This window comes from Burkholderia sp. SRS-W-2-2016 (assembly GCF_001931485.1).
Lineage (GTDB): Bacteria > Pseudomonadota > Gammaproteobacteria > Burkholderiales > Burkholderiaceae > Paraburkholderia.
The window spans coordinates 115,423-142,052 of the sequence record NZ_MSDV01000023.1 but is presented as its reverse complement, the minus strand read 5'-3'; the positions used below and the strand labels follow the sequence as shown (position 1 = coordinate 142,052).

At 67.7% G+C, this 26,630-nt stretch carries 27 protein-coding genes; 12 read left to right on the top strand and 15 right to left on the bottom strand.

Annotated features, from left to right (window positions below; all coding sequences use genetic code 11):
* Positions 1–66: 66 nt before the first annotated feature.
* The 14 genes from BTH42_RS11420 to BTH42_RS11355 all read right to left on the bottom strand — a co-directional run bounded on the left by BTH42_RS11420 (position 67) and on the right by BTH42_RS11355 (position 12,863).
* On the bottom strand, positions 67–741 hold the full coding sequence (locus tag BTH42_RS11420) for a hypothetical protein (RefSeq protein WP_075299202.1): 675 nt from the start codon (positions 739–741) through the stop codon (positions 67–69).
* Positions 742–1,059: 318 nt separating this feature from the next.
* The gene (locus BTH42_RS11415) at positions 1,060–2,070 is read right to left on the bottom strand and encodes a vWA domain-containing protein (RefSeq protein ID WP_075299200.1); all 1,011 of its coding nucleotides are present in this window, start codon (positions 2,068–2,070) and stop codon (positions 1,060–1,062) included.
* A complete protein-coding gene (locus tag BTH42_RS11410) occupies positions 2,067–2,624 on the bottom strand; it encodes an MxaK protein (protein WP_075299198.1) in 558 nt (185 codons plus the stop codon). Before BTH42_RS11410 ends, BTH42_RS11415 begins: the two co-directional genes overlap by 4 nt.
* Positions 2,621–3,607, bottom strand: coding sequence for a VWA domain-containing protein (locus BTH42_RS11405; RefSeq protein ID WP_075299196.1), 987 nt, complete (start codon positions 3,605–3,607; stop codon positions 2,621–2,623). The genes BTH42_RS11410 and BTH42_RS11405 overlap by 4 nt, the downstream gene beginning before the upstream one ends.
* The gene (locus BTH42_RS11400; protein ID WP_075299185.1) at positions 3,604–4,536 is read right to left on the bottom strand and encodes a calcium incorporation protein MxaA; all 933 of its coding nucleotides are present in this window, start codon (positions 4,534–4,536) and stop codon (positions 3,604–3,606) included. The genes BTH42_RS11405 and BTH42_RS11400 overlap by 4 nt, the downstream gene beginning before the upstream one ends.
* Positions 4,533–5,396, bottom strand: coding sequence for a DUF58 domain-containing protein (locus BTH42_RS11395; RefSeq protein ID WP_075299183.1), 864 nt, complete (start codon positions 5,394–5,396; stop codon positions 4,533–4,535). Before BTH42_RS11395 ends, BTH42_RS11400 begins: the two co-directional genes overlap by 4 nt.
* Before the next feature lie 22 nt (positions 5,397–5,418).
* The gene (locus tag BTH42_RS11390; protein WP_075299182.1) at positions 5,419–6,441 is read right to left on the bottom strand and encodes a MoxR family ATPase; all 1,023 of its coding nucleotides are present in this window, start codon (positions 6,439–6,441) and stop codon (positions 5,419–5,421) included.
* 249 nt (positions 6,442–6,690) lie between these two features.
* Positions 6,691–7,197, bottom strand: coding sequence for a DUF3280 domain-containing protein (locus tag BTH42_RS11385; protein WP_143752015.1), 507 nt, complete (start codon positions 7,195–7,197; stop codon positions 6,691–6,693).
* Between the two features lie 85 nt (positions 7,198–7,282).
* Positions 7,283–8,251: a LysR family transcriptional regulator gene (locus BTH42_RS11380; protein ID WP_372237261.1), complete on the bottom strand. Its 969-nt coding sequence runs from the start codon at positions 8,249–8,251 to the stop codon at positions 7,283–7,285.
* A 41-nt stretch (positions 8,252–8,292) separates the two neighbouring features.
* The gene (locus BTH42_RS11375) at positions 8,293–8,634 is read right to left on the bottom strand and encodes a carboxymuconolactone decarboxylase family protein (protein WP_372237258.1); all 342 of its coding nucleotides are present in this window, start codon (positions 8,632–8,634) and stop codon (positions 8,293–8,295) included.
* Positions 8,635–8,666: 32 nt separating this feature from the next.
* Positions 8,667–9,431 carry a hypothetical protein gene (locus BTH42_RS11370; RefSeq protein ID WP_075299176.1) on the bottom strand — a complete coding sequence of 255 codons (765 nt, stop codon included), beginning with the start codon at positions 9,429–9,431 and terminating at the stop codon, positions 8,667–8,669.
* The gene (locus BTH42_RS11365) at positions 9,428–10,321 is read right to left on the bottom strand and encodes a substrate-binding domain-containing protein (RefSeq protein ID WP_083654747.1); all 894 of its coding nucleotides are present in this window, start codon (positions 10,319–10,321) and stop codon (positions 9,428–9,430) included. The genes BTH42_RS11370 and BTH42_RS11365 overlap by 4 nt, the downstream gene beginning before the upstream one ends.
* Before the next feature lie 48 nt (positions 10,322–10,369).
* Positions 10,370–10,789 carry a c-type cytochrome gene (locus tag BTH42_RS11360; protein ID WP_075299172.1) on the bottom strand — a complete coding sequence of 140 codons (420 nt, stop codon included), beginning with the start codon at positions 10,787–10,789 and terminating at the stop codon, positions 10,370–10,372.
* A 256-nt stretch (positions 10,790–11,045) separates the two neighbouring features.
* Positions 11,046–12,863, bottom strand: a complete 1,818-nt coding sequence (locus BTH42_RS11355) for a methanol/ethanol family PQQ-dependent dehydrogenase (RefSeq protein WP_075299170.1) — start codon at positions 12,861–12,863, stop codon at positions 11,046–11,048.
* 428 nt (positions 12,864–13,291) lie between these two features.
* On the opposite strand from BTH42_RS11355, the gene BTH42_RS11350 reads away from it, so the two are divergent.
* The 9 genes from BTH42_RS11350 to BTH42_RS11310 all read left to right on the top strand — a co-directional run bounded on the left by BTH42_RS11350 (position 13,292) and on the right by BTH42_RS11310 (position 21,561).
* Entirely contained in the window at positions 13,292–13,681 is a 390-nt protein-coding gene (locus BTH42_RS11350; protein WP_075299168.1) for a 4a-hydroxytetrahydrobiopterin dehydratase, read from the top strand.
* A 352-nt stretch (positions 13,682–14,033) separates the two neighbouring features.
* A complete protein-coding gene (locus tag BTH42_RS11345; RefSeq protein WP_075299166.1) occupies positions 14,034–15,059 on the top strand; it encodes a beta-ribofuranosylaminobenzene 5'-phosphate synthase family protein in 1,026 nt (341 codons plus the stop codon).
* 93 nt (positions 15,060–15,152) lie between these two features.
* Entirely contained in the window at positions 15,153–16,079 is a 927-nt protein-coding gene (locus BTH42_RS11340; RefSeq protein ID WP_075299164.1) for an NAD(P)-dependent methylenetetrahydromethanopterin dehydrogenase, read from the top strand.
* Between the two features lie 10 nt (positions 16,080–16,089).
* A complete protein-coding gene (locus BTH42_RS11335; RefSeq protein WP_075299162.1) occupies positions 16,090–17,304 on the top strand; it encodes an ATP-grasp domain-containing protein in 1,215 nt (404 codons plus the stop codon).
* On the top strand, positions 17,279–18,328 hold the full coding sequence (gene mch / locus BTH42_RS11330; RefSeq protein WP_075299160.1) for a methenyltetrahydromethanopterin cyclohydrolase: 1,050 nt from the start codon (positions 17,279–17,281) through the stop codon (positions 18,326–18,328). The genes BTH42_RS11335 and mch overlap by 26 nt, the downstream gene beginning before the upstream one ends.
* Positions 18,325–19,362, top strand: a complete 1,038-nt coding sequence (locus tag BTH42_RS11325; protein ID WP_075299455.1) for a RimK family alpha-L-glutamate ligase — start codon at positions 18,325–18,327, stop codon at positions 19,360–19,362. The genes mch and BTH42_RS11325 overlap by 4 nt, the downstream gene beginning before the upstream one ends.
* A 97-nt stretch (positions 19,363–19,459) precedes the next feature.
* A complete protein-coding gene (locus tag BTH42_RS11320; protein ID WP_075299158.1) occupies positions 19,460–20,389 on the top strand; it encodes a triphosphoribosyl-dephospho-CoA synthase in 930 nt (309 codons plus the stop codon).
* 137 nt (positions 20,390–20,526) lie between these two features.
* Positions 20,527–21,036, top strand: a complete 510-nt coding sequence (fae, locus tag BTH42_RS11315; RefSeq protein WP_075299156.1) for a formaldehyde-activating enzyme — start codon at positions 20,527–20,529, stop codon at positions 21,034–21,036.
* Between the two features lie 114 nt (positions 21,037–21,150).
* Positions 21,151–21,561, top strand: coding sequence for a hypothetical protein (locus BTH42_RS11310; RefSeq protein WP_075299154.1), 411 nt, complete (start codon positions 21,151–21,153; stop codon positions 21,559–21,561).
* 59 nt (positions 21,562–21,620) lie between these two features.
* Here the strand turns inward: BTH42_RS11310 and BTH42_RS11305 are convergent, their stop codons facing one another.
* The gene (locus BTH42_RS11305) at positions 21,621–22,115 is read right to left on the bottom strand and encodes a dihydroneopterin aldolase (protein WP_075299152.1); all 495 of its coding nucleotides are present in this window, start codon (positions 22,113–22,115) and stop codon (positions 21,621–21,623) included.
* 445 nt (positions 22,116–22,560) lie between these two features.
* Here BTH42_RS11305 and BTH42_RS11300 point away from each other — a divergent pair, with 445 nt between their 5' ends.
* The 3 genes from BTH42_RS11300 to BTH42_RS11290 are packed head-to-tail and all read left to right on the top strand — an operon-like array spanning position 22,561 to position 26,608.
* Complete coding sequence (locus BTH42_RS11300; protein WP_075299142.1) at positions 22,561–24,630, top strand: sigma-54-dependent Fis family transcriptional regulator; 2,070 nt, start codon at positions 22,561–22,563, stop codon at positions 24,628–24,630.
* Positions 24,627–25,247 carry a flavoprotein gene (locus BTH42_RS11295; protein ID WP_075299140.1) on the top strand — a complete coding sequence of 207 codons (621 nt, stop codon included), beginning with the start codon at positions 24,627–24,629 and terminating at the stop codon, positions 25,245–25,247. Before BTH42_RS11300 ends, BTH42_RS11295 begins: the two co-directional genes overlap by 4 nt.
* Positions 25,226–26,608: a DUF6513 domain-containing protein gene (locus BTH42_RS11290; protein WP_075299130.1), complete on the top strand. Its 1,383-nt coding sequence runs from the start codon at positions 25,226–25,228 to the stop codon at positions 26,606–26,608. The genes BTH42_RS11295 and BTH42_RS11290 overlap by 22 nt, the downstream gene beginning before the upstream one ends.
* The last annotated feature ends 22 nt before the right edge of the window (positions 26,609–26,630 follow it).

Here is a 26,630-nt window from a genome sequence, read left to right as displayed (position 1 = left end):
GCAAGCGCTTAACGGTGCCGCCCACAGCCACTGAACGCAGCCAAGAACACAAAAATTACCACGCCCTCAATACTTCTTCTTAACAATCAAAGTCGCCCCCGTATCATGCGAGCGCAACAGCGCAACCCTAGCCGTCCCAGTGAACACCCAATCATCGACGGTCAGCGACAACCGCCGTTGCGGCGAAGCGCCGATCGACAAGGTTGAACTGTTCATCTGAACGATCGAGATTTGCGGCCCGGTCCCCGAAGTGAAATGAACCGACCTGGCAGCCTGCTTCGAAACAGGCCCGGAGACAGTTCCAGAAGCCGCCCCACCCTCTCCATCGGAACCAGCAACAGACCCAGCACCAGACCCAGAACCAGAAACAGACCCAGGCGCCATCCCCGCCTCGAACGCAGGATCGAAACCCACCCCACTCACCGGCAGGAACTGCACCGTCGACGACACCAGCGGCTTACTCTCACTGAGCCGCACGTCATGCGTCACGTCCGCGCTATAAAAATTCTCGATTTGCGCATAGAACGGCTTGTCCTGCTTCGACTGATATTCCATCGCGTAGCGCTGCTGCTGAAAGTAGCGCTGAGGCTCCGGTATCGGCGGCACCACTTCGACGGGCACCGCGGCGATGTTCGCGACTATCATCGGCTGGGGCGCGTCGAACGCCGGGCCGTCCGCGAACGCGGAACCGCTCAGCACAACGAATATCGCTCCCACAATCCTCTCGTTCGGGCACGTCATCCATGCCTCCAGTAAAGGAGTGCAACCTCATTTGCCTATCCGTCCTGGCTGAACAGGCCTCCCCGCCGCTGCACCGGCATTCACTCATTGTAGTCAGCGATTTGCGCAACGGTAGGTCAAAGTGTGAGGTATCGCGCGCGCTCGCGAGTACAGCGGAGCGGCCTCATCCACCGGAAGCGCTTTCAGGGAATAAATGACCGGCGGACGGCGAGCCCGATACCCTCGAGCGGCTCACGCCCGGCAAGTCTTGCAGCGTAGTCGCGTCGCATCGTTGCAACAGTCCATGGTTGCAGAGTCAACCTTTGCTGGAGAAACGTTTCATTCGACGCGCGGCCGCCCGTTCGACATCCGCGGCACACGCCAAACTGCCGTTCGAATCCGTCGCGGCCATGCGCTCAACCACTGCCAGGCCACATCGGGTACGAAGCGCGCGACCAGCAACAGCAACGCGAGCAACGCCGGCGCCCAGCGCAAATCGGTCGGCACCGGTTCGCGACGAACGAAGCGCGCATCGAGCAGCGCGTCGCCGAGCGTCGTCGCGGCCCACAAGCGCCGATAGTCGAAGCCCGTTTGCGACGCCACCGACGCCAGATACTGCCCGCGCAACTGCGACAGCTCCTCGTGCGAGTCCTCCTGCACCGCGGCGCCCGGCACGGTCGGCACCTGGATCACGTCGCCGGCCTGCCAGTAGCCGATCCGCCTGCCGTCCGCGTCGCTCTTCGGAATCGCGGCCGGCTGGTCGCCGCCCACGCCGATCAGCCAGCCCTTGATGCGCGCGGCATTGATGTCCGGCATCAGCGCGCGCGATGCCGCGACCGGCGGCGCCTCCTGCCCATCGGTGACGAACACGATCGCCGCGCCGTCGCCGACGCCCTGCGCGACCCGCACCGCCGAGTAAAGACCGCCCTCGGCAATCCGGCTCCAGTTGGTCCAGCGCATCCGTCCGTCGATGCCGTCGAGCGACCCGAGCAGCGCATCGTAGTTGTCGCACACCTCCACCGGCGGCAGCAGCAGCAGGGTCTGCTGCCCGGTGAACACGCTCCAGCCGACCTTCGAGCCGCACGGCAAGCGGCCGAGCGCATCGTGCATCGCGGCCTGCGCGAACCTCAGCCGGCTCAGCGGCGCGCCGTTGAGCAGCACGTCCTCGACATCCATGCTCTGGGTGATGTCGAACGACACGATGTAGTCGTACGTGTCGCGCGGCAGCGTCACGTCCGGCATCGCGACCGCCGCGATCAGCGCGGCCAGCGCGAGCGGCGTCGACCATTGCCGCCATCTGGCGATGCCGCCGCTACCGCTATCGCCGCCGCCACGCCGCGGGCTCCTCATGGCAGATCCTGGCTCTGCGCGCCGCGCAGCTTGACGCCGTGCTGCTCCTTCACGTCCGGGCGTTCGAGCGCGGCGCCGGTTTCCGGCGCGAGCCACAGCGCGCGTTCGAGGTTGTAGCGCGCGTCCCAGTCGTCGGGCGCCGCGCGCAGCACGAGCCGGTAGCGCGCCTTCGCCTCGCCGATCATCGCGAGCGACTTCAGCGCCTGCGCGCTGCCGTCGCTGCTGCCCTCGCGCAAATACAGGTTGCCGAGATCGAACAGCGCCGCGCGGCCGACCTCGTCGAGCCGCCCGCCCTCGCGAACCAGACCGTTATAAAGCCGCGCCGCCTGCTCGTAAGAGCCCGCTTTCGACAACGCAATTGCACGCGCCAGTTGCACCTGGCTGGCGTCATCGGCGGCGCGATCGTTGCGCGGGTCCGCATGCGGCGTGCTCGCCGCGACAACGGCCGCGTTGATCCGCTCGGCCCGTTGCAGACGCGCCCAGCCATACGCGGCCCACACCGCGCAAGCCACGGCGACGCCGCCGAACATCGCGTGTATCAGCGCGCGCTTCATGCCCAACTCCTTACCTGGAACGTGTGCAGCAGCACCAGCAGCGCCGAGCACAGCAGCGCGAGCGCGAAGCAATACGGGCTCAGATCCTGGCGCGGCAGATGCTCGATGAACGTGGTGGTCGCGTTCTGCTGGCGGTTGATCTCGGCGATCGCCGCCATCATCCCCTTCGCGTCCTCGGCCTGGAACAGCCGGTAAGGGGTGCGAAGCGTCAGAAAGAAGCGATGCAACTCGGCTTCGGCCGAACTTTCGCTGGCCGGCAGCCGCGCGTTCAGATCGGGGCTGTAGACGCTGCTACGCAAATAGATGAAGTAGAGCGAAATATTCTGCCGTTGCAGCGCGGTCTGAATGCGCCGCTGCACGTCCGGTTCGAGCCGCGCGCCGCCGTCCGACACCAGCACGATCGCGCGACGCCCCGAGCTCGGCTGATCGTCGAACTGTTCGAGCGCGGCCAGCATCCCGCGATCGAGTTCGGTGTCGGGCATCCCGCGGCCGATCGCCGTCGCCGCGATCGCCGCATCGATCACCCGATGGTTGTACGTGAACGGCATCGCCAGCACCGGGCTGGTGCCGAACATCATCAGCGCGAGCCGGTCGTTGGGCCGCAACTCGACGAAGCGCGTCAGCGCGGCGCGCGCGACCTTGTTCTTCGAATCGCCGCGCGGCGACTCGACGCCCTTGCTGCCCATCGGCTCGTCCATGCTCGCGCTGCGGTCCATCAGCACGAGGATCTGCGCGCCGCTGCCGGTGCGGACCACCTGCAGTTGCGAACGTCCGGGTCCGGCGAGCCCGACCACGATCGCCGCGATCGACAGCACCGCGCAGCCGCGTTCGAGCCAGCTGGCCCAGCGTCCGAGATGATCGGTCGGCAGCCACGCGACGCTCGCGAACACCAGCGTATCGCTGCGCCTGCGCAGCAGCGGCAGCAGCGCGAGCGGCAGCAGAAGCAGCAGCCACGGAAACACGAAATCGAAGGGCCGGCTCATTGCTGGTGACGCCGTTCGGCCCGGTACAGCGCGCGGCTGAGCGCCTGCAACGGAAACTCGGCGGCGCCCGGCGCGGGCGCGAAAAAGCGCTCGGACGACACCCGATAGAAATGTTCGAGTTGCGCGCGCAACGGTTGCAGATACGGCGCGCGCGTCAGCAACGCGGCCAGCGATCCCGCATGCACGACCTGGCCGGCCGCTTCGTTCAGCGCGCGATGCACGCACAACCAGGCATCGCTCGATGCCGCCGCCTGCGGGTCCGGCACGCGCTGCATCTGCCGCCACGCGCGCGCGAACGGCAGCCGCGCCGACTCGCGCCGGTTGCGCCACCCCCACCAGCCGGCCCACGCGAGCACGCTGACGAGCAGCAGCCCGAGCGACCACGCGATCTGCCGGCGCCAGCCGGCGGTTTGCAGCGGCGGCGCCGCGCGATCCGGGCGCAACGGCAGCAGATCGCCGCTCGCGAACGCGCTCGGCGGCGTCAGCGGGCCGATGCTGGCCGGCCATTCGGCGACCTGCAATTGCGTGCCGCTCGCCGAGCTCAGCGTCAACGCGGGCAACGCGATCTGCGTGAGCGTCTGCGGCGCATTGACGACCTGATACGCGATCACCATCCACGTGCGGCCGTCCGCATCGGTTTCGAGCGACACCGGCCGGCGTTCGAGCCACAGGCCAGTGCGGCCGACCGACGGCGGCGCGACCGCGTCGAGGTTCTGGCCGTTCGCCTGCAGCAGCACGCGCTGGATCAACACATCGCCGAGCGTGTAGCCGAACGCGCGCGGCTCCTGCACGGTCGCGGGCAGCGGGGCCGCCGCGACGGCGGTGGGCATAAAGGCAAACGCACAGGCGATGGCAAAGACAACCGCAAGCGCGCCCGCGGCCGCCGCGCCGGAACCCACGAAGCGCCCCCACCGCCGCCGCGCACTCATACCGTCATCTCCAGGAAGTACCGCGACATCGCTTCCGGATCGAACTCGCCTTCCAGATAGAACGGCCGCATCCCGCGCGCACCGAACAGCGCACCGAGTTCGTCGCGCCGCTTCGCGACGCCGTCGCGCCAGCGCTCGCGCATCGCGCGGCTCAGCCACACGCGGCGCTCCTCGCCGGACTCCGCATCGTTGACCGCCAGCAGTTGCGCGCGGCGCGGCGGCGCGGTCTCCGCTTCGTCCCACACAACCACCGGCACCACGCACGCATGCACCAGCATGTCGAGCACCGGCGCCAGTTGCGCGAGCGGCCAATGGAAATCGGAGACGACGAACACCAGCGCCTGGCGGCCGGCGAGCCGCACCGCGCAGCGCCGCAAGCCTTCCACCGCGCCGCTGCCGGCAGGCCGGCTCTCGCAACCGCGCAGCATCGTCGCGAGCAGATGGCCGGTGCCGCGGCCGGTGCGCGGCGGCATGAACAGGTCGTCGCGTTCGCGGGTGTCGAAGGCCATCATGCCGAGCCGGTCGCCGACCCGGAACGCGCTATGGCCGAGCGCTTCGATAAAGTCCGCGGCGACTTGCAGCTTCGCGCGGCGCCGGCCGAACTGCATCGACGCCGACACATCGACGATCGGGACCACCTGCACCGCGACCCGTTGCAGATGCACCCGCACCAGCCACTCGGAGCGCGCCGCGCGCAGGCTCGCGCGCAGATCGAGCCGGCGCGGATCGGGGTAGTCGAACAGGCGGCCGTGCATCGCGAACTGCTGGCCCGAGCCGAAGCTCGCGCCCGGATGCGAGCCGGGCCGCGCGCCGGCCGCGCGCATCGGCAGACGGTAGTGGAATTCGGCGGTGCCGTTCATGATCGTTCAGTTATCCCGACATTCAGCGCGGCACCGCGACCGTGGCCTTGATCTGCGCGATCAGCGCTTCGGCCAGCTCGTGACGGCGCAGCTCGTAGATCGGCGTGAAGAACACCCGGTGACCGAGCGCCGGCAGCAGCACTTCGTGAATGTCCTCGGGCAGCAGATGGGTTCTGCCCGCGAGCCACGCGACTACACGCGCGGCCCGCAGCAACGCGCTCATTCCGCGCGGACTTGCGCCGGCGAGAATCAGCTGCTCCATATCGACGCCGTCGAGCGCAATGCCGAAGCGCGCCGGCGTTTCGGTCGCCTGCCAGATATCGAGCACGTAGCGCTCGATCGTCTCGCTCGCCTGCACGCCCTGCTGGATCGCCGCGCCGATCCGGTTCAGCTGTTCCCACGGCACGATCGACGGGGTCAGCTGCGCGAGCAGTCCGTCGACGTCGTGAAAGCGCGTATCGAACACCAGCGCGCGGCGCGCGTCGGCTTCGTCCGGGGTCGGCATGTTCAGCTCGAACAGGAAGCGGTCGCGCGCCGCCGACGCCAGCTCGAAAGTCTCTTCCTTCTCGACCTTGTTGCGGTCGGCGAACACGGTCATGTGCGGAAAGCGATGCTCGCGGCCGAACGCCCACACCGAGCGCTCGGCCATCGCGCGCAACAGCAGCGACTGCACCTGCGGACGCGCGCGATTGATCTCGTTGAAGAAGAACGTGGTCAGCTGCTCGCCGTGACGCAGCAGCGGGCCGGGCTCGATGCGCGGCTTGCCGTCGACGTCGACATAGGTGTGATAGACGAGGTCGCCCGGCATCAGATCGATCGTGCCTTCAACCCGCTCGAAGTCGCCGCCGACCACCCGCGCGAACGCGCGCAACACGGTGGTCTTGCCGACCCCGACGCCGCCTTCGAGCAACACGTGACCGCGCGCGAACAGCGCGACGTTGATGAGCCGCAGCGTGTGCTGCTGACCGACCACGACCCGCGCGACTTCGGTTTCGATCTGCTCGGCGTGAGCACGCCAGTCCTGAAGCTGTTCGGCGGAAACCATCGTTGCGCTCCCCTTCGCTGGTAGTGGGCGTTGTGGTGCGCGTCGCGCGAATGTCGACGCGCCTCTGATTCGCCAGCGTTGTGCTAAAGCATGCTTTGTGCCGATGATGCGAACGTACGTGCGGGGCTTGATCAAAGGCGTTGCGTTGGCAGGCTGTCACGGACGTTGGAGACAGACTGTGCCATCGGCGACGAGAAAGCCGACGTGGTGGTGCGTGTACCGATTCGCGCCGGCCACGCGTCGCGACGCTCAGTGCGTGGCGACGCCCGTCAGCAAGGCCACCAACGCACTCGCCCCGCGCTGCCACGACAGATCCGTATTGCCGCGAATATCGACCGAGCGCTGAAACAACGTCTTGCCGCTCGCGACGTCTTCGACGCGCAGGTTCAGATTCAGGATCAGGTTGCTGACTTTCTGCACCCAGCAGAGCCCGACCTGTTCGACGCCGAGCGCGCGACCGACTTGCCGTGCGCAGCCGTCGCAAGTGGTGAGATCCTGGCCCGCGCCGAGCTTCGCGATCAGTTCGGCCGCACGGCTGTTGTCGGCAACGCGATAACGCTGGCTCGCATCGAGTTGCGCGCGCACCGCGTGGCTGACCATCTCGATGCGCGCGGCCTGCTGGCGATTGATCTCGGCATCGTTATAGGCGGCGTTATCGTCGATCAGAGCGCAGTTCAGCACCGCGATGGAAACCGCTTCGGCTTGCGCCGGCGCTGCGTACAACGCGAACATTGCCGCCACGCTCACGCAAAGCATCGCAACCCCACGCGCCGCCCGGCGCGCAACCGCCGCCACGCAAAACCAACACGAAAACCAAAACGAAAGCCCGCCCGGCATCGCGCTACCGCTCCGCGCCGACCGGCGCCTTCGCAAAACCACCGGTAAACGCCGCATATTCCTGCTCCAGATGCAGCGCCGCGTGATCGAGCAGAAACTGCCGGAACATCATGCTGGTCGGCGACAACTGCTTCGAGCGCAGATGCACGATCTGCCACGTGCGCTCGATCGGCGTGCCGTTCACGTCGAGCACCGCGATCTCGCCGGTGCGCAATTCCAGTTGCAGCGTATGCAGCGAAATCAGACTCACGCCCATCCCCGCCATCACCGCCTGCTTGATCGTCTCGTTGCTGCCGAGCGTGACGGTTTTAGCGGGCGTGAACAGATGCTGGCGGAACATCGCCTCGGCGGCGATCCGCGTGCCGGAGCCCGGTTCGCGCAACAGAAACGTATCGCCGCGCAGCTCCTGAAGATCGAAGCGGCGCGCACCGCGCAACGGGTGACTCAATGGCGCGATCAGCACCTGCGGATGGCTCGCGAGCGGCTCGGCGTTGGTGTCGAGTTCCGGCGGCGGCCGGCCCATGATCGCCAGATCGATCGCGTTGTCCTGCAATAGCCGCAGCAGCGCGTCGCGATTGCCGACCGAGAAATGGATATCGACCTTCGGATAAAGATGCGAATACATCGCCAGCAGCTTCGGCGCGAAATAGGTCGCGGAACTGACGATGCCGACATTGATCGAGCCGCTGTCCGCCTGCTTCAGCGACATCATCGCGTCCTCGGCATCCTTGATCTCGCCGAGAATACGGCTCGCGTGATGAGTCAGCATCTCGCCGGCCTCGGTCAGCGTGAGCTTGCGCGCGACGCGCTCGAACAGCCGCAGGCCGACCGCGTCTTCGAGTTGATGAATCTGCATCGATACCGCCGGCTGCGTCAGATGCAGCTCCTCCGCCGCGCGCGCGAAACTCGTATAGCGGCTCGCGACCACGAAGATCTGCAACTGCCGCAGCGTCAGCGTGCGGACGAAATTCAGCTTGATCCGGCTCGCCGCCGCACGCGCGCTTTGCATCGGGACTAGCCGCTTTGCTGACCGAACGCGTCGAGCGCGCGCGCCGAATAGACCAGGGCCGCGCCCGCATTCAATGCGATCGCCACCGACAACGCCTCCGCCACCTCGTCGCGGCTCGCGCCCGCCTTCACCGCGGCCGCGCTATGCACGGCGATGCAGCCGTCGCAACGGGTCGTCACCGCGACCGCCAGCGCGATCAGCTCGCGCGTTTTCGCGTCGAGATGGCCGCCTTTGGCGGCGGCGCCGTCCAGCGCCTTGTAGCCCGCAAGCGTGGCCGGCGCGGCCTCGCCGAGCTGGCCGACGGCTTCGAGAAGTTTCGGTGTGTAGTCCCTGGTGTCGATCAACATGCATGCGCTCCATGCGAAGGAAAACGGTGTGCTTAGCGACTCGCCCGCGGCGCGTTCGCCGCCGGCTTCGCCGGCATTTCGTCGGACGGCAGCTTGCGCAGCGCCGACTGGAAACTCAGCGTCTCGCTATGGGCCGGATGCGCGAAGTCGTTGTTCGGCCCCGGCACGTCGGTGCGAATCTGCACGATCTGGCCGGGCACGTCGTCGGCGAGCACGAACGTATAGCGCTTGCCGGTCAACTGCTCGAAGCGCGCCGCGTTCGGATCGTGCAGATACGGCTGCACGACGATCCGCCGCGTGTTCACCTGCTTGCCGCCGAACTGGCCCGGCACGCTCTCGATCTTCGGCCCGGCGGCGAGCGCCAGACGCAAACGCTGCTGGAAATAGCGGCGCTGCCCGCCGGTCGCGCCCTGCATCTCCGCGATGTCGTGCTCGAGAAAATAGATGATCGCCGGATTGCATTGCAGCCCGCCGATCGGCAGGTTCACGTTGCCGCTATGGTCCGACACCTTAGCGTCGCCCTTCGCGTTGTCCGGGCTCACCACCAGCACCTTGACGACGTCGGCCGCGTGCGACGGCTGCGCGGAATCGAGAAACGCGTAGTCGAGTTCGGTTTGCGCGGCGACGCCATGCAGGTGATCGGTCAGGAAGATCAGCCGCTCGGCCGGCGTGATGTCGCCGGTGCCGGGCTCGCTCGCCGCGCGCGCCGCGCCCGGCAACGCGCCCAGCACGCACAGCGTCGAAGTAAAGGCGGCGGCGGCCGCCGCGCGCAGCCACGCGCGTCGCGCCGCCGTCATTGCGACGCGGCGCCGGAACCGGGCGCCGGCGCGTCGATCGGCTTGAGCATCGGCACCTGGTAGGTCGCAAGGATGCTGTCGATCTTGTCGTGATTCGCGCCGATCCATTGATCCACCTTGTCCTTCCAGTCTTTTTCGCCGTAGCGCACGCCCATCGAGATCGTGTAGTCGAAGCGGATGCCCGGTTGCGGCGCGAACGGCACCAGCCGCACCGAATCGCCGGCGCGCTTCGCGAAGTAGCCGGCAATCGGCCCCCACAGGAACACCACGTCGACGTTGCCCGCGCTCAGATCGTGTTCGATCATCTGCCCGGGGTACTCGCCCGGATCGCCGCTTTGCACGCGGTACGACACCGCCTGCTCGATCAGGTTGTGGCCGAGCAGCCAGTCCACCGCGGGTGTTTGCGAAAAGATCCCGAAGCGCAGCTTGCGCAGCTGTTCCGGCGGCAGCTTGAGCAGATCGTCAGGCGTCCTGATGCTGGCGAACTCGGGCTTGTTCGGCACCACCATCGCGTAGGTGGAGTGCAGATACGGCTGGGTCGTCGACGTCATGTCGTAACCCTTCGGCACGCCGATGATCAGGTCGCAGCGGTAGCGCTCGCTGCCCTGCTCCTTCTCGCGCAGCGTATGGCGCACGAAGCCCATCCGCTGCGGGAAATACGTGTATTCGAGCTTGTAGCCGAAGTCGCTGGCCATCTGCGCGGCGATCCGGTTCTCGTAGCCCTCGCCCTTGTCGTTCGACAACGGCATGTTGTTCGGGTCAGCACACACTCTGAGCACACCGTCGGCGCCGTCGTTGTTCGGCAGCGCCGGGCCGTCGGCCCGGACCGCGGCGCTCGCGAGCGCCGCGCAGAACAGCGCGGCCGCGACGACGGTGACATGCACGGACATGCTTCTCTTATCATGCATCGTGAGCCTCCGGGGAAGTGGCATACAGCGTTATTGCGAGTCGATCGCGTGCAGGTCGCCCGGCTTGATCTGCCCTTCGGAGCGCCCTTTCAGATACGCGTAGAGGTTTTCCCAGTTCTTCTGCATCATCTGGCTCGAGCTGAAATCGGGCATGCCCTTGGCGACCCGTCCGCCGAACACCGTGCGATGGAACTCGTCCTTGTCGAGCGTCTTGAACGCGTCGATCAGCGACGGCCCGACCATCCCCTGTTGCTGCGCGCCGTGGCAGCGTTCGCAAGCGAGCGCGCGCCAGGTCTTCCATCCCTGCAGCGTATTGCTGTCGACCTTGTTGCCGTCGACCACCTTGAACGCGACCTGCGCAATCGAGGGATTGTTCTGCGCGTAGACCACGGGCAACAGAACGAGCGTCGCGGGCAATGCCGCGAGCAACAGGATTGATCGGCCTTTCATGCAAATGTCTCCTTCATCCTTCGGTATGAAACCGCGCGTCGCTACGCTGCGAGAGCGTCTCCCTGCGGGCGCGAATGGCGTAATACGTCGTCTGTGAGGTATTGCGGGCTATTGCGGGGTAATTCGGTGGTCATGCGTCACCCATCCGCGTCACCCATCCGGCGAGCGGCCGGGACGGCCGGCCGGTGCGCCCGCTTGCTGCCTGGACGCGCCGGTCCCGCCGTTTCGAAGCTAGCCGTTCATCGAGCCGTTTGCGTCAGCTCTTTTCGTTAGGAATCGCGAACACGAACAGCGTGCCGCCGAGCGCGGTGTACTTGGACAGCTCGCGATAGCCGCCGACCGCGCCGAGACCTTCGGTCGACTTCTCGAGACCCGCGGCCATGCCGATGCCGGCCCAGCCGCCGATACCCGAGTAGACGCCGACATACTGCTTGCCGCCGTGCTCATAGGTGAAGACGTTGCCGATGATCCCGGACGGCGTCTTGAAGCGCCACAGTTCCTTGCCGTCCTTGATCCGAACCGCCTTCAGGTAGCCTTCGAGCGTGCCGTAGAACGCGATGCCGCCGCCGGTCGCGAGCACACCCGACCACACCGAGAACTTCTCCGGCTTCGAGTACAGGATCTTGCCCTTGCTCGCATCCCACGCGATGAAGTTGCCCATCGCGTTGTTCTCGTTCGGGCCCGGATACATCGACAGCGTCGCGCCGACATACGGCTGGCCGGACACGTAATCGACATCGAACGGTTCGTAGTCCATACACACGTGGTTGGTCGGCACGAGGAACATGCTGGTGTTCGGATCGAACGCGGCCGGTTGCTGGTCCTTCGAGCCGAGCGCCGCCGGGCAGATGCCCTTCACGTTGTGATCCGACCCGGCTGCCTGAGTCGAATACGCCGCGTTGCGAACCGGCAGACCGCTTTGCAGATCGACGCGATCGGCCCAGTTCACCGCCGGGTCGTACTTCTGCGCGACCAGCAGCTGGCCGGTTTCACGATTGAGCGTATAGCCGAAGCCGTTACGGTCGAAGTGAACGATCGCCGGCACTTTCTTGCCGTTGATGTTCAGGTCCGACAGGATCATTTCGTTGACGCCGTCATAGTCCCATTCGTCGTGCGGCGTCATCTGGTAGACCCAGCGCGCCGTGCCGGTATTCAGGTCGCGCGCGAAGATCGACATCGACCATTTGTTGTCGCCCGGACGTTGCGTCGGGTTCCATGTGCCCGGATTGCCGGTACCGTAGTAGACAAGGTTGAGCTTTGGATCCCACGCATACCAGCCCCACGTGGTGCCGCCGCCGAGCTTCCACTGATCGCCCTTCCACGACTTCAGCGACGAATCCGCGCCGACCGGCACCATCTGGCCGTTCGCGTACGTCATGGTCTTTTGCGGATCGAGCAGCATCTCGTTGTCCGGGCCGGTGCTGTACGCGGTCCAGACCGGTTTGCCGGTCTTGATGTCGTACGCGATCAGCCGGCCGCGCACGCCGAACTCGCCGCCCGAAATGCCGGTCAGCACCTTGTCGCCGAATACGTGCGGCGCGTTGGTGTTGGTTTCACCCGCTTTCGGATTGCCGTTCTGCGCGGTCCACACCACCTCGCCGGTCTTCGCGTTCAGCGCGACCAGCTTGGTGTCGGCCTGTTGCAGGAAGATCTTGCCGTCGCCGTATGCGAGACCGCGATTAACGGTGTCGCAACACATCACGGAGACGACCTGGTCGTCCTGTTTCGGCTGGTACTGCCACAGGAAGGTCTGATCTTTCAGGCTGACGGCGATGACCTTGTTCGGAAACGGCGAATGGATATACATCGTGTCGCCGATCACGAGCGGCGAGCCTTCGTGACCGCGCAGCACGCCCGTCGACATGGTCCAGGCGACCTGTAGCTTGCCGACGTTGTTCTCGTTGATCTGCTTGAGTGGGCTATAGCGGTGATTCGCATAGTCGCCCGCCTGGGCAGCCCAGTTCGATGAGTTCTTCATCATAGTGTCGAGCTGCGAATCGGCCTGCGCAGCGAACGAACTAAAGGCTGCGGATGCGAGGATCGCGAGCCCAAGAACCACAGTGCGTAAGTTCATGTCTCCTCCAGAATTGTCCTGCGTTCAACTCACGAATGACCCACGCTACCTCGTCGCATCGTTCGCGCCTTCTCGAGTACAGGTAACGATTAACGCGCTATCCCGATTCGATGTCGGGCTTCGCGGCGCATGGACGGCCAATGCAGGTTCCATGCCGGAATCTCGCGAGCCTTGCGCACGCGGGGCTCGCGCGGGCGGCAACGCAAGATGCGCGTCGCGTGGCGGGCGATTTGCGCCGTTCGTGTGGCGCACGCGAGAGGCCGCGATGTGGCAACCTTGAACCGGTTGCGTCACCGCGGGCGACACATACTGTGTCACTTCGCGATACGAAACGTGTCCTTTGCGAATCGTGCGCCGCAGCACGGTTGCGCCGCCTGTCGCGGTGCAGCGTGCGGGCCGCGATCGCCCGACCTTAAGGAGTCCACGTCATGGCCAACACCGAGCAGGTTTATTCCGACGACGAAATCCAGCAGCGCCTCGTCGGTCCGCTGCAGCACTGGTATATGGAAGACGGCTGGCTGCGCCGCAAGTACCGCACCGAAGGCTGGAAAGGCACGCTGATGGTGGTCAACGCGGTCGGCCATCTGGCGGAAGCCGCGTGGCATCACCCGGATCTGACGGTGTCCTACGCATTCGTCACGGTCAAACTCAAAACCCACAGCGCGAAGGGCATCACCGACAAGGACTTCGCGCTCGCCAGCAAGATCGAGTCGGTGATCCACTGGCAGCCGGGTCTCGAAGGCGGCCCGCTCGAAGGCACCCCGGCCGACGATCAGCGCTTCCGCTATATCAAGTACGACGCGCCGAAATCCGCGTAGCGCGATGGGTTGCACAACTTGGTCGCGCGACCGGGTTGTGCAACTGGCTCGCGCGCCCGGGGCGCGTGGCTGACCCAAGCCCCCGCGCCAATGAAACAGCGCGTTACACAGTGCACCTTCCGCGTCACATAGCGTCCGCGCGCCGCCCCGCCTTTCCGCCCGAGCCCCGCGACGGCGGCCCTTGCGCGCGCACTGGTACGGCTTCTGCTTGAAGTCGCCGGACGTCCCGCCGCGCGCCCCTCGCGTTGCTCCGCCAGCACACGCCGCCGCGCCCGCGCGCCGACCGCCCGGAGCGGTCGCGCACACCGGCAGGACCCCGAACCAAAACCGAGCCCACCCAAGGACACTCGAGATGCCGCTTCAGCTTCATCGCCTGCAGCAGCGCGGGCCCATCACGGTCGATGCCCCCGCGCGCCTGCATCTGGGCTTTCTCGACCCGAACGCGTCGCTCGGCCGCGCGTTCGGCAGCCTCGGCCTCGTGATCGACGGTTACGGCACGCGCATCGACGCGCGTCTGGCCGAACGCGAACGGATCGACGGCGCGCTCAGCGACGCCGAGCGCGAACGCATCGCGCTGTGTCTCGAACGCCTGCAAGCCGCGTACGGTCCGGCGTCGCTCGCAATCGACGTGGTCCATGCGCCGCGCCCGCATACAGGCCTCGGCTCCGGCACCCAGCTCGCGCTGGCGGTCGGCACCGCGTTCGCGCGGCTCGTCGGCCAGCCGGCCAGCAGCGCCGAAATCGCCGCGCTGCTCGGGCGCGGCGCGCGTTCCGGAATCGGCATTCTCGGCTTCGATTGCGGCGGTCTGCTGCTCGACGGCGGCCCGCCCGGCGACCTGCGCCAGAGCGCGCCGCCGCTGCTCGCGCGTCAGCCGTTTCCCGAGCAGTGGCGCGTGCTGCTGGTCAGCGACAACCGCATCGAAGGCCTGCACGGCGCCGACGAGCGGCGCGCGCTGGCCTCGCTCGCGCCGTTCCCGCAGCGGCTCGCCGCGCATCTGTGCCATCTGGTGCTGATGCAGATCCTGCCGGGCGCGGCCGAGCACAACTTCGCGCCGTTCGCGCGCGGCCTCACCGAGTTGCAGCAGACCATCGGCGAATACTTCGCGAGCGCGCAAGGCGGCGTGTTCGCGAGCCCGGACGTCGAGCGGGTGCTGCGCGCGGTCGCCGCCGAGCGCACCGCCGGGATCGGCCAGACCTCGTGGGGGCCGACCGGCTTCGCGGTGCTGGCAAGCGAGCGCGAAGCCGAACGCGCGCTCGCCACCGCGCGCGCGGCGGCGCAGACGCTGCCGCATCTCGAATGCTGCGTGGTCGCCGGCCGCAACAGCGGCGCGACGATCCGCAACGCCGAGGCGCGCGCGCCGCGCAGCGACGCCGCATGACGCGCGGCCGCTCAACCCCCGGCGACCCGCCGGCCGGTCGCCGCGCCGGCGGCGGCGCGATCTTCAGGATTGCCACTCAATCGAGCCCCAGCCATGTCCGAAACCATTGAAAGGCCCTACATCCTGCACATGTTCACGGCCACCCCGCAGATGAGCCCGTTCGACGTGAACATGGCCGCCGACGCGGGCTACCAGGTGATCGTCCCGTACTGCAACGTCGACCCCGGCATGGTCACGAACCTGACCCAGGACGCGATCTTTTCGCGCGGCCCGAAAGGCGTGTCGCGCACCGGCATCTTTATCGGCGGACGCGACGTGATGCAGGCCGCCGACATGCTCGACACCGCGCGCCGCGCGATGGTGCCGCCGTTCGAGGTGTCGGTGTTCGCCGACCCGAGCGGCTCGTACACGACCGCCGCCGCGCTGGTCGCGCTGGTCGAGCGGCATCTGGGCAAGCAGCATGGCGTCGAACTCGGCGGCAAGCGCGTGCTGATTCCGGGCGGCACCGGCGCGGTCGGCCGCATCGCGGCGGCGATCGCCGCGTCGCGCGGCGCCGACGTGACGATCGCGAGCCATCACGACGAAGCCCGCGCGCGCCGCGCGGCGAGCGAGCTGAACGAGCGCTTCGGGATCGTCGTCAACGGGATCGGCATCGCGACGCCGGACGCGCTGCGCGGCGCGCTGGCCGACGCCGAAATCGTGCTGGCCACCGCGATCGCCGGCGTGCAGGTAATCGGCAGCGCCGACCTCGCGGTCGCGAAACGCCTGCTGGTCGCCGCCGATGTCAACGCGGTGCCGCCCGAAGGAATCGCCGGCGTCAACGTGATGAACGACGGCAAGCCGATCGACGGCGTGCCGAGCACCGGCGCGATCGGCATCGGCGCGCTGGCGATCGGCAACGTCAAGTATCAGGTCGAGCACCGGCTGTTCATGCGCATGCGCACCGGCGGCAAGCCGGTCTACCTCGGCTTCCGGGAAGCGTACGACGAGGCCCGCGCGGTCGCGGCCGGACTCGGCTGAGCGCACGGCGATGAAAACCTCCCGCTCGTGTGCGCCGTTCGTCGCGGTGGCCGGGCTGTCCGCGCGGCTGCTCGCGCAGTCGGCCGCGCGCGCCGGGCTGCGGGTCGCCGCGCTCGACACGTTCGGCGACCGCGACACCCGCGAGGCCGCCGAGCTGTGGTTCGACATCGGCAGCGGCGCGCTGGAGATCGAGCGCGCGCGGCTCGTCGATGCGCTCGCGCGGGTCGCGCGGCTGCCGGGGCTGATCGGCTGGATCGGCGGCAGCGGGCTCGAACCGCTGATCGGCGAGCTGTGCGACGAACCGGGCCTGCCGCGCCTGCTCGGCAACGACGCGCGGGCGCTGGCCGCGGTGCGCGAGCCGCGGCGTTTCTTCGGACTGCTCGACGAACTGGGGATCGCGCATCCGGCGGTGTCGTTCGACTGGCCCGCCGATCCGCCCGGCTGGCTGTTCAAGCTCGCCGACGGCTGCGGCGGCACCCATATCCGAGCGGCCGAACTGCTCGACTTCGCGTCGCTCACCCGGCAAGGCTATTTCCAGCGGCTCGGCCAGGGCCGTTCGCTATCCACACTCTTTATCGCCGCGCGCGGCCGCGCGTATCTGCTGGGCTTCGCCGAGCAACTGACCTGCACGGTCGGCACGCTGCGCTTCGTGCATGCCGGCTCGCTCGGCCCGATCGATGTATCGGCCGCGCTCGCCGCCCGCGTGCAGCAGGCGCTCGACGCGCTGTGCGAGCGCAGCGGCCTCGTCGGCCTGAACAGTTGCGATTTCCTGTCCGACGGCAGCACGTTCGACGTGCTCGAAATCAACGCGCGCCCATCGGCGACGCTGGCGCTGTACGAAGCCGCGTCGCCCGATGCGTGGCCGGCCGGCCTGCTCGCCTGTCATCTCGACGCGTGCCGCCACGGCCACCCGCCGCCGGCCGCGAGTCTCGCGCTCGCGCGGCGCCCGCGCGGGCGCGCCGGCCAGCGCGTGCTGTTCGCGCCCGCGCCGTTCACCGTCACGAACGCGTTCTCCGACGCCTGTCTGCGCGACCCGCAATGCCGCGACGTGCCGATGCCCGGCACCCGCGTCGACGCCGGCCAGCCGGTCTGCACGCTGCTGGTCCGCGCGGCGTCGCTCGCCGCGGTGAGCGCCGAACTCGACGCACAGCATGCGCGCGTGCTGCAACGAATCGAAACCCGCGAAGAAGAAACCGACCATGCCTGCCTCCACACCCACTCCTGAACCCGCCGCCTCTGACGCCGCCGATGCCGCCGAAGCCGCGCCGCCGAGCGTCAACGCGCTGAGCGAGCGCCTCGTCGCGCGCCTGCTGGATCAGGCCGCGCGCCTGGGCGTCGCGCTCACCCGCACCGAAGCCGGCACCGTGATCGCCGACGCCGGCGTTAAGGCGCGCGGCGGTATCGAAGCGGGGCTGCTGATCGCGCGCATCTGCATGGGCGGACTCGGCCGCGTCGCGTTGCGCGCGAACCTCGACGCCGCGCCGCTGTGGCCGACGATGCTCGAAGTCAGCACCTCGGCGCCGGTGCTCGCGTGCCTGGGCAGCCAGTACGCGGGCTGGAGTCTGTCGGCGACCAAGGAGCAGACCGGCGGCAAGAAGTTTTTCTCGCTCGGCTCCGGGCCGGCGCGCGCGCTCGCGGTCAAGGAGCCGCTGTTTGCCGAACTCGGCTATCGCGACCGCCACGCGCGCGGCGCGCTGGTGCTGGAGGTGGACCGGCTGCCGCCGCAGGTCGTGATCGACAAGGTGCTGCACGACTGCGGCCTCGCGCCTGAGCAACTGACGCTGATCGTCACGCCGACACAGTCTGTCGCGGGAACGGTACAGGTGGTCGCGCGGGTCGTCGAAGTGGCGCTGCACAAGGTCCACGTGCTCGGTGTGCCGCTCGACGAAGTGCTCGAAGCGAGCGGCTCGGCGCCGCTGCCGCCGCCCGCGCCGGACGGCATCCAGGCGATGGGCCGCACCAACGACGCGATCCTGTACGGCGGCCGCGTGCATCTGACCGTGCAGCACGACGAAGTCGCGCGGCGGCTCGCGGACGAGTTGCCGTCGGCCACCTCGCGCGACTACGGGCGGCCGTTCGCGGAGATTTTCACGTCGTTCAATTTCGACTTCTATCAGATCGATCCGGCGCTGTTCGCGCCCGCCGAGGTGTGGGTCAGCAGCCTCGAAAGCGGCGCGACCTATCACGGCGGCCAGCTCGACGGCGCGCTGCTGCATCACCAGTGGGGCGGCCCGGCCGGCGCGCGATGATGCTCACGCCCGCCGCCGCGACGCCGCCCGGCCTGCGCGTCGCGATCATGACCGACGAGACCGGCTGGCACACCGGCCGCCTGAAAAAAGCGCTGCGCGCGCGCGGCGCCGACGGCCGCTGCGTCGACCTCGCCGATTGCCGGATCGACACCACGCAGCCGCATGGGCTCGTGGTGCCCGGCTTCGGCCACGCGCTGCCGGACGCGGTGTTCGTGCGCGGGATCGCGGGCGGCAGTCTGGAGCAGGTCACGCTGCGGCTCGGCATCCTGCACGCGCTGCGCGAATCGGGCGTGCCGGTCTATAACGACGCGCGCGCGATCGAGCGCAGCGTCGACAAATCGATGACGAGTTTCCTGCTGCATCGCGCGGGCGTGCCGACGCCGGCCACGTGGGCGGTCGAATCGGCGGCGTTCGCGCAACGCGTACTGATGCGCGAGGCGGCGGCTGGCCGGCAGGTCGTGCTCAAGCCGCTGTTCGGCTCGCAGGGGCATGGGCTGAAGCGGCTCGGCGCGCGCGGCGGAGCGCTCGCGCCGTTGCCGTCGCTGCGGCCGTACCGGCAGGTCGCTTATTTGCAGCGCTTCGTGCCCGCCGAGCGGGCTGGAAACGCGCCGGGCTTCGACTGGCGCGTGCTGGTGATCGGCGGCAACGCGGTCGCCGCGATGCGGCGCAGCGGCGGCAAGGGCTGGATTCACAACGTCGCGCAGGGCGCGCGCTGCGAGGCCGCCGAACTGACGCTGCCGCTCGCGCAGACCGCCGTGCAGGCGAGCGCCGCGCTCGGGCTCGACTATGCAGGGGTCGATTTAATTCCGAATCCTGACGATCCCGCGCGGCCTTTGGTGCTCGAAGTGAACGGCGTGGCCGCGTGGCGCGGTTTGCAGTCGGTGACGTCGCTCGATATCGCGGCGGCGCTGGTTGCCGATCTGCTCGATCGCAAGCTGGCTGCCGTGCTCAATGCGGTGCGAAACGCGGACGAGCCGGGCGTTTTGGGCAACGAGGCGGCGGTGGCCGGGTTGTCCGGGCACGGCAGCGCGTGAGCGGTTTCGGACACCGAACCTTAGCGAAATGCGTCAGCGCCGTGGCCCACCCCGGCCCTGGCGTCGCACATCAGTACCGACCCAGCGGAGCCACCGCGTGACCTTTGAGCCACCCGCCGTTCCACTCGACGCCGCCCGCGCGGCTTTCCTCGAAGCCTGCGCGCTCGACGTATCGACGCCGAAACCCGGCAACGTCAGCGCGCAAAGCCCCGGTCACGGAATGGACGCCGCGCAGTTCCTCGCCAGCGCCGACGCATCGCTCGAGGCGCTGTTCGCGCCCGGCGCGCGCGTCGGCCAGCGGATTCTCGACGCGGTCACGCGCACGCGCGCGGCGGCCGGCTGCAATACCAATCTCGGCATCGTGCTGCTGGTCGCGCCGCTCGCCGCCGCGCTCGACCAGATCGGCACGATGGACGCCAAGAGCGCTACTGCCCTCACCGCTCCGCGATGGCGCACAGCCGTCGCGCAAGTGCTGGCAAAGCTCGACGTCGAAGACGCCCGCCTCGCGTACCGCGCAATCGCGCTCGCCAATCCGGGCGGCCTCGGCGACGCGCCCGAGCAATCGGTCCACGCGGCGCCGACCATCGGCCTGCGCGACGCGATGCACCTTGCCGCCGAACGCGACAGCATCGCGCGGCAATACGCGAACGGCTTCGCGGACCTGTTCGACACCGGCCTCGCCGCGTTCGCGCAAGCGCCGGCCGACGCGCCGCAAGCCGCGATGCTCAACGTGTTTCTCGCGTTCCTCGCCGGCTGGCCCGACTCTCACATTGTGCGCAAGCACGGGCTGGCGCTGGCGCAGAGTGTCACGCTTGCGGCACGCGAACAGCACGCGCGCTGGCGCGCCACAGCGCTCGAAGAAGCACGCCGCGCGGCCACCGATCCGCGGCTCGACGCCTGGGATGTCGAACTAAAATCCCGCGCGATCAACCCCGGCACCAGCGCCGATCTGGCGGTGGCCACGCTGTTCGTCGCGCGCGTGCTCGAAAACGCCGGCCGGTCGCACGCAGCAATTCAGCACGGATAGCGTCACACCGAAACTGGCACGGAACCTGTTAGTTAGTACCGCCGTGCATCCCCGCGCCGCCGCGCGATGTCCCCAAGCAAGGCAAGCGCACGCGGCGCCTCGTCAGCAAGTCCATACCTACTCATCGGAGGAACAGAATGGCCAAGATCAACCGCGTCATGATCGGCGAGTCGCTAGTCGGCGACGGCAACGAGGTCGCGCACATCGACTTGCTGATCGGACCGCGAGGTTCCGCTGCGGAAACCGCGTTCTGCAACGCGCTCACCAACAATAAGGATGGCTTTACATCGCTGCTGGCCGTCGTCGCCCCCAATCTGCTCACCAAGCCGAACACGATCCTGTTCAACAAGGTCACGATCAAGGGCGCCAAGCAGGCGGTGCAGATGTTCGGTCCGGCGCAGCACGCGGTCGCGCTAGCGGTCGCCGACAGCGTCGAAGACGGCACGATCCCGCGGGACGAAGCCGACGATCTGTTCCTGTGCGTCGGCGTGTTCATTCACTGGCAGGCGGAGGACGACAAGAAGATCCAGCAGTTCAACTATCAGGCCACGCGCGAGGCGATCAAGCGCGCGGTCAACGGCGAACCGAGCGCAGCCGAAGTGGTGTCGAAGAAGAGCACCGTCGCGCACCCGTTCGCGCCGAACTGAGCGCCCCCGGACGGGGCTGAGGAGACGCGGCGCCGCCAGCCGGCCCCGCCTCCTCGCGCAGCCGCCCGCCGGGCGGTTCGTGACGCAGACTCAATGCACTCGCAGAGGCATCACATGATCAGCAGATGTCGCGCGCTTCTCGCCTTTACCTGTCTCGCGCTGGCCGCGCCGCTCGCCGCCGCGCAAAACGATGCGCCTCCGAAGGCCGCGCCGGCCGGCGGCTACAACTATCCGACCGAGGGCCGGGTCGAGTACGTGCTCAGTTGCATGGACGACAACGGCCACGATTTCGCCAACGTCTACAAGTGCTCGTGCGTGATCGACAAGATGGCCGCGTCGCTTTCCTATGACGACTTCGTCGATCAATCGACGTTCTCGAAGTACGCGACGCTCGGCGGCGAAGGCGGCGCGGAATTTCGCGTCGACCACGCGAAGGCGCAGACCAAACGTTTCCGCACGCTGCAGAGCGCCGCATATCAGGCCTGCGGACTCGGGCCGCAGAAAACCTCGACCGTCGCGAAATGAACGGCAGTTGACGCATTGCCCGGAAGGCGGCGCGCCCGCCTCCGGTCGTGCCGCGCGCGTCAGCTCGGCACCAGCCCCTCGCCCAGCGACGCATACCGTGCAAGCCCCACTTGCGCCGCCGACGCATCGCCGCGGCGCCGCTCGATCTGCACGCCAACGGCGGCGACGTCGTCGAACTTCGCCGGCTTCGCGAGCGACACCCTCACCCAGTGCGCGCCAAAATCGGCGATCAGCAGCTGCGCAATCGTTTCCGCGAGCGCTTCGAGCAGTTGCAGCCGGTGCGACTCGAACAGCGCGAGCAGCGCGTCGCGCACCGCCGCGTAGTTGACCGTGTCCTCGATCCGGTCGGTCGTGCATGCGCGGATCGCCGGCACGCCGATGGTCAGATTCACGCGCACCGGTTGCGGCACGTGCAACTCGCTGCTGTCGATACCGATAACCGTATGGCCTACGAAGTTTTCGATGAAGACGAGGTCCAGCCGCTCGGCCGGCGCGCCGGCATCGGCGCCGCGGTTCGAGAAAGCGGCAAGGCGAACGGTGTCGATACGATCCATGATGGTCTCCGCCGCGGCGCGGCCAGGGAATTAAACAGCGTGTCGATCCAACCCAGGGTAATCCGGTAATAACGAACTAGCGCGCGACGCCAGCGGCTGCCAACGGGTAACTGTGACACCCGCAGTGACATCCGCGGTGACACGCCGCAGCACACTGTGTGTCGAGGTCGCGACAGACTCACGCTATGCACCCGGTATCGCGGGGCTTCGTCAGGAAAAGCAAAATCCGGGCACGCTGCGGTAAACATGGGGTGACTTCCAGTTGAACGAAACTGACATCGGGCGTATTGTTTTCAGTACCCGCTTGAAATGCCGGGCGGTCGCGAGGGCGCATGCGAACACCAGATTGTGCAGCGCCGAGGGCAATACAAGACTTGATAAAGCGGCATTTCGCGGCGCGCGAAGCAGGCGCCGTTTCCGGAATGACGCAACGGAGACAGATCCCATGTCGTTGCTCGCTGACAGCAGTACCCACGTCCGTGAAGTGCTGAACGTCGTCAACCATCAACTGACCACCCGCCCGACCAGCGACTCCGTCGCCCAATCGTGGGCGCGCTGCATCAATGAATTCCGGCTCGATCCGGGCCGCTTCGTGCCGCCGCCGGTGCTCACCGAATACGAACTGACCGCGCGGCGCGAGGCGGTCGGCGATCTGATCGCGTGTTCGAAGCTGGAAATGACGACGCTTTATCAGCAGCTCGCCGACCCCGAACTCGCGGTCGTGCTGGTCGACTCGGGCGGCGTGATCGTCCATCAGGTGTCGTCGGTGCCGTTTGCCGAGGCGGTCGCCGGCGACGGCTTCCGGGTCGGCGCGCTATGGACCGAGCGCGAAGCCGGCACCAACGGCATGGGGACCTGTCTCGCGGAGCGCGACTGCATCGCGGTCTGCCAGCACGAACATTTCTATCCGCGCTATACGTCGCTGACCTGCTCGGCCGCGCCGATCTTCGACGACAGCGGCGAGATTGCCGGCGTGCTCGACGTGACGAGCCGCTCGAAGCTGCTGCAGCAGCACTCGCTGGTGCTGGTCGGGATGTCGCGGCAGATGATCGAAAACCGCCTGCTCGACGCGCGCTACCGGCACGCGAACATGATCCACTTCCACAGCCGCCCGGAATTCGTCGGCACGCTGCACGGCGGCAAGCTCGCGGTCGCCGACGACAGCACCGTGCTCGCCGCGAATCGCAGCGCGCTGTTCCAGCTCGGCTTCCGCTCGCTCAGCGAGTTGCGCGGCCGGCGGATCGAGGAGGCGTTCAACGCGTCGCTCGAAGACATGATCGCGCGCAGTATCCGCGGCTCGTTCCATCCGGTCACCGTGTACAGCGCGAACGCGACCAACCGCTTTTTCCTCGTCGCGCAGACGCCGCAAAACAGCGCGGGCCGCGCGTCGCGGGTGTTGCTGCCGGATGCGTCCACCACGACGCCCGCGAGCCGCGCCAGCAGCTCGAGCGCGGCCGAGCGGCACCCCACGTCGCCGAAGCTCGACGAGATCGCCCACCTGGAATTCGGCGACCCGCGCATGGCCTCGCAGATCCAGCTCGCCGCGCGGGTGATTCAACGCAAGATTCCTATCGTGCTGCGCGGCCAGACCGGCACCGGCAAGGAAGTGTTCGCGCAGGCGCTGCACAGCATCAGCCCGCACTCCGACGGCCCGTTCGTGCCGGTCAATTGCGCGTCGCTGCCGGAGAACCTGATCGAGAGCGAGCTGTTCGGTTATCGCGCCGGCGCGTTCACCGGCGCGCAGCGCGAAGGCCGGCGCGGCAAGATCGTGCAGGCGAACGGCGGCACGCTGTTCCTCGACGAAATCGGCGACATGCCGCTGGTGTTGCAGGCGCGGCTGCTGCGCGTGATCGAGGAACACGAGGTCACGCCGCTCGGCGCGGAAACCACCGTCAAGGTCAATTTCCAGCTGATCAGCGCGAGCCACCGCAATCTGCTCGAACTGGTGCAAAGCGGCCAGTTCCGCGAGGACCTGTATTACCGGCTCAAAGGCGTCGAGCTGAATCTGCCGGCGCTGCGCGATCGGGTCGACAAACTGCCGCTGATCCATCATCTGCTCGCCAACGAAACCGACGATCCGCCCGAGCTGAGCCCGGAAGCCGAACACGCGCTGCTGAGCTACGCGTGGCCGGGCAACATCCGTCAGCTGCGCCACGTTTTGCAGATGGCGATCGCGCTGTCCGACGGTCTGCCGATCCGCTGCGAGCACCTGCCGCCCGAAGTCACGCAGCGCGCCCCGTCGCTCGACATGCCGGCCGCGTTGCGGCTCGCGAGCGCGGAGCTGGACCCGCATCTGAGCGACGACGCCGATATCTCGTCGCTGAACGCGATCCAGCTGAACGAGCGCGAGACCGTGCTGTCGCTGCTCGACGAGCATCGCTGGAACGTCAGTAACGTCGCTAAAGCGCTCGGCATCAGCCGCAACACGCTGTATCGCAAGATGCGCAGGCTGCATATCCGGCTCTCGCACGAAGGCTCGTCGCCGGACGGCATGCCGCTCGATCTCGACGCATGACGCGCGCGCCGGGGCAGGACTCCAGCCGCGATCCCACGCGCGACCTCGCCGACTTCAAGGCCGATGCGCGCTTCGCATGGTGCGTGACCGGCTCCGGTCACATGCTCGAAGAATCGATCGCGCTCGCGCGGCGGCTGCCGCGCGTCGATCTGTTTCTGTCGGCCGCCGCCGAGGAAGTGCTGCCGCTGTACGGCTGGACGCTCGACAAACTGCGCGAGCAGTTCCGTGTGCTGCGCGACAACAGCGCGAGCGGCGTGCCGGTCGGCATGCTGTATCACGGCATCTATCACACGGTCGTGATCGCGCCCGCGACCAGCAACACGGTCGCCAAATGCGCGTACGGCATCTCCGATACGCTGCCCACCAATATGTACGCGCAGGCCGGCAAGCAATGCATTCCCGGCATCGTCTATGCATGCGATACCGAACCGAGCGTCGTCACGCATAGCCCGGACGAATGGGTCGAACTGCGGCCGCGCAGGATCGAACTGGAGAACGTCGAACGGCTCGCGCGCTTCGAATACACGACGCTCGTGCGCTCGCTCGACGAACTCGAAGCAGCGCTCGCCCAACGCCTCGCGACTCTCGATCTCGCATGGACCACCTCCTCTTCCTGACCGGCCGGCTCGCCGAACCGAGCCTGCGGCGCGTGCTCGACGGCATGGCGCCGGCGCCGTTCAGTTGGGAGGTGCGCGAAATCGGCGTACAGGTCGCCGCGTTGATGACCGCCGATCTGATCCAGCGCCGGCTGGCCGCGCCGCTCGCCGCGCAACGGGTGATCGTGCCGGGCCGCTGCCGGGGCGACCTCGATGCGCTGAGCGCGCATTACGGCGTGCCGTTCGAGCGCGGGCCCGAAGAGGTGAAAGACCTGCCGCAGTTTTTCGGCCACAAGGCCAAGCCGTTCGACCTGAGCCGCTACGACACCGAGATCTTCGCGGAGATCGTCGATGCGCCGCGGCTCGATCTCGACGGCATTTCCGCACGCGCGCGCGAATATAAAGCGCAAGGCGCGGACGTGATCGATATCGGCTGTCTGCCGGATACGCCGTTTGCGCATCTGGAAGACGCGGTGCGGCGCCTCAAAAGCGAAGGCTACCGGGTCAGCGTCGATTCGATGCGCACCGACGAGTTGCTGCGCGGCGGCCGCGCGGGCGCCGACTATCTGATGAGCCTGAACCTCGACACGCTCTGGATCGCCGACGAAGTGCCGGCCACGCCGATCCTCGTGGCGCGCGAACCGGGCGACCCGGCCTCGCTCGACGCGGCGATCGACGCGCTGTCCGCGCGCGGCCGCGCGTTTCTCGCCGATCCGATTCTCGATCCGATTCCGTTCGGGCTGGCGACGTCGATTGCGCGTTATGTGCGGCTGCGCGAACGCTATCCGGACATCGCGATCATGATGGGCATCGGCAACGTGACCGAGCTGACCGAGGCCGACACCAGCGGCATTAACGCAGTACTCCTTGGGATGGCCGCCGAGCTGCGGATCGGCGCGGTGCTGACCACCTCGGTGAGTCTGCACGCGCGCCGCGCGCTGCGCGAAGCCGATGTCGCGCGGCGCGTGATGCATGCGGCGCGCGACGCGCAGGTGCTGCCCAAGGGAATCAGCCCGGACCTCGCGCAAGTGCACGCGAAGCGGCCGTTTCCGTATAGCGCCGACGAGATCGACGAACTCGCGCGCGGCGTGCGCGATCCGAATTTCCGCGTGCAGGTCAGCAGCGACGGCATCCACGTGTACAACCGCGACGGCCACCGGCGCGGCGACGATCCGTTCGTGCTGTACCCGCAGCTGAATCTGGAACACGACGGCGGCCACGCGTTCTATATGGGCGTGCAGCTCGCGCGCGCGGAGATCGCGTGGCGCCTGGGCAAGCGCTTCGATCAGGATCAGCCGCTCGACTGGGGCTGTGCGCTCGAGCGGCCCGAACAGGATCTGCTCGCGTGGTGCGCGCCGGGCGAGACGATGAAAAAGCGTTGAGACGCGCAGGGAACCGAAACGC

Coding starts and splice junctions, on each gene's coding strand:
- BTH42_RS11295 (WP_075299140.1), top strand. CDS start 24,627: ATGACGCGCGCGCCGGGGCAGGACTCCAGCCGCGATCCCACGCGCGAC.
- BTH42_RS11375 (WP_372237258.1), bottom strand. CDS start 8,634: ATGTTGATCGACACCAGGGACTACACACCGAAACTTCTCGAAGCCGTC.
- BTH42_RS11370 (WP_075299176.1), bottom strand. CDS start 9,431: ATGACGGCGGCGCGACGCGCGTGGCTGCGCGCGGCGGCCGCCGCCGCC.
- BTH42_RS11390 (WP_075299182.1), bottom strand. CDS start 6,441: ATGGTTTCCGCCGAACAGCTTCAGGACTGGCGTGCTCACGCCGAGCAG.
- BTH42_RS11325 (WP_075299455.1), top strand. CDS start 18,325: ATGATGCTCACGCCCGCCGCCGCGACGCCGCCCGGCCTGCGCGTCGCG.
- BTH42_RS11300 (WP_075299142.1), top strand. CDS start 22,561: ATGTCGTTGCTCGCTGACAGCAGTACCCACGTCCGTGAAGTGCTGAAC.
- BTH42_RS11335 (WP_075299162.1), top strand. CDS start 16,090: ATGAAAACCTCCCGCTCGTGTGCGCCGTTCGTCGCGGTGGCCGGGCTG.
- BTH42_RS11310 (WP_075299154.1), top strand. CDS start 21,151: ATGATCAGCAGATGTCGCGCGCTTCTCGCCTTTACCTGTCTCGCGCTG.
- mch (WP_075299160.1), top strand. CDS start 17,279: ATGCCTGCCTCCACACCCACTCCTGAACCCGCCGCCTCTGACGCCGCC.
- BTH42_RS11400 (WP_075299185.1), bottom strand. CDS start 4,536: ATGAGTGCGCGGCGGCGGTGGGGGCGCTTCGTGGGTTCCGGCGCGGCG.
- BTH42_RS11420 (WP_075299202.1), bottom strand. CDS start 741: ATGACGTGCCCGAACGAGAGGATTGTGGGAGCGATATTCGTTGTGCTG.
- BTH42_RS11340 (WP_075299164.1), top strand. CDS start 15,153: ATGTCCGAAACCATTGAAAGGCCCTACATCCTGCACATGTTCACGGCC.
- BTH42_RS11350 (WP_075299168.1), top strand. CDS start 13,292: ATGGCCAACACCGAGCAGGTTTATTCCGACGACGAAATCCAGCAGCGC.
- BTH42_RS11305 (WP_075299152.1), bottom strand. CDS start 22,115: ATGGATCGTATCGACACCGTTCGCCTTGCCGCTTTCTCGAACCGCGGC.
- BTH42_RS11290 (WP_075299130.1), top strand. CDS start 25,226: ATGGACCACCTCCTCTTCCTGACCGGCCGGCTCGCCGAACCGAGCCTG.
- BTH42_RS11345 (WP_075299166.1), top strand. CDS start 14,034: ATGCCGCTTCAGCTTCATCGCCTGCAGCAGCGCGGGCCCATCACGGTC.
- BTH42_RS11360 (WP_075299172.1), bottom strand. CDS start 10,789: ATGAAAGGCCGATCAATCCTGTTGCTCGCGGCATTGCCCGCGACGCTC.
- fae (WP_075299156.1), top strand. CDS start 20,527: ATGGCCAAGATCAACCGCGTCATGATCGGCGAGTCGCTAGTCGGCGAC.
- BTH42_RS11415 (WP_075299200.1), bottom strand. CDS start 2,070: ATGAGGAGCCCGCGGCGTGGCGGCGGCGATAGCGGTAGCGGCGGCATC.
- BTH42_RS11355 (WP_075299170.1), bottom strand. CDS start 12,863: ATGAACTTACGCACTGTGGTTCTTGGGCTCGCGATCCTCGCATCCGCA.
- BTH42_RS11410 (WP_075299198.1), bottom strand. CDS start 2,624: ATGAAGCGCGCGCTGATACACGCGATGTTCGGCGGCGTCGCCGTGGCT.
- BTH42_RS11385 (WP_143752015.1), bottom strand. CDS start 7,197: ATGCTTTGCGTGAGCGTGGCGGCAATGTTCGCGTTGTACGCAGCGCCG.
- BTH42_RS11365 (WP_083654747.1), bottom strand. CDS start 10,321: ATGTCCGTGCATGTCACCGTCGTCGCGGCCGCGCTGTTCTGCGCGGCG.
- BTH42_RS11395 (WP_075299183.1), bottom strand. CDS start 5,396: ATGAACGGCACCGCCGAATTCCACTACCGTCTGCCGATGCGCGCGGCC.
- BTH42_RS11405 (WP_075299196.1), bottom strand. CDS start 3,607: ATGAGCCGGCCCTTCGATTTCGTGTTTCCGTGGCTGCTGCTTCTGCTG.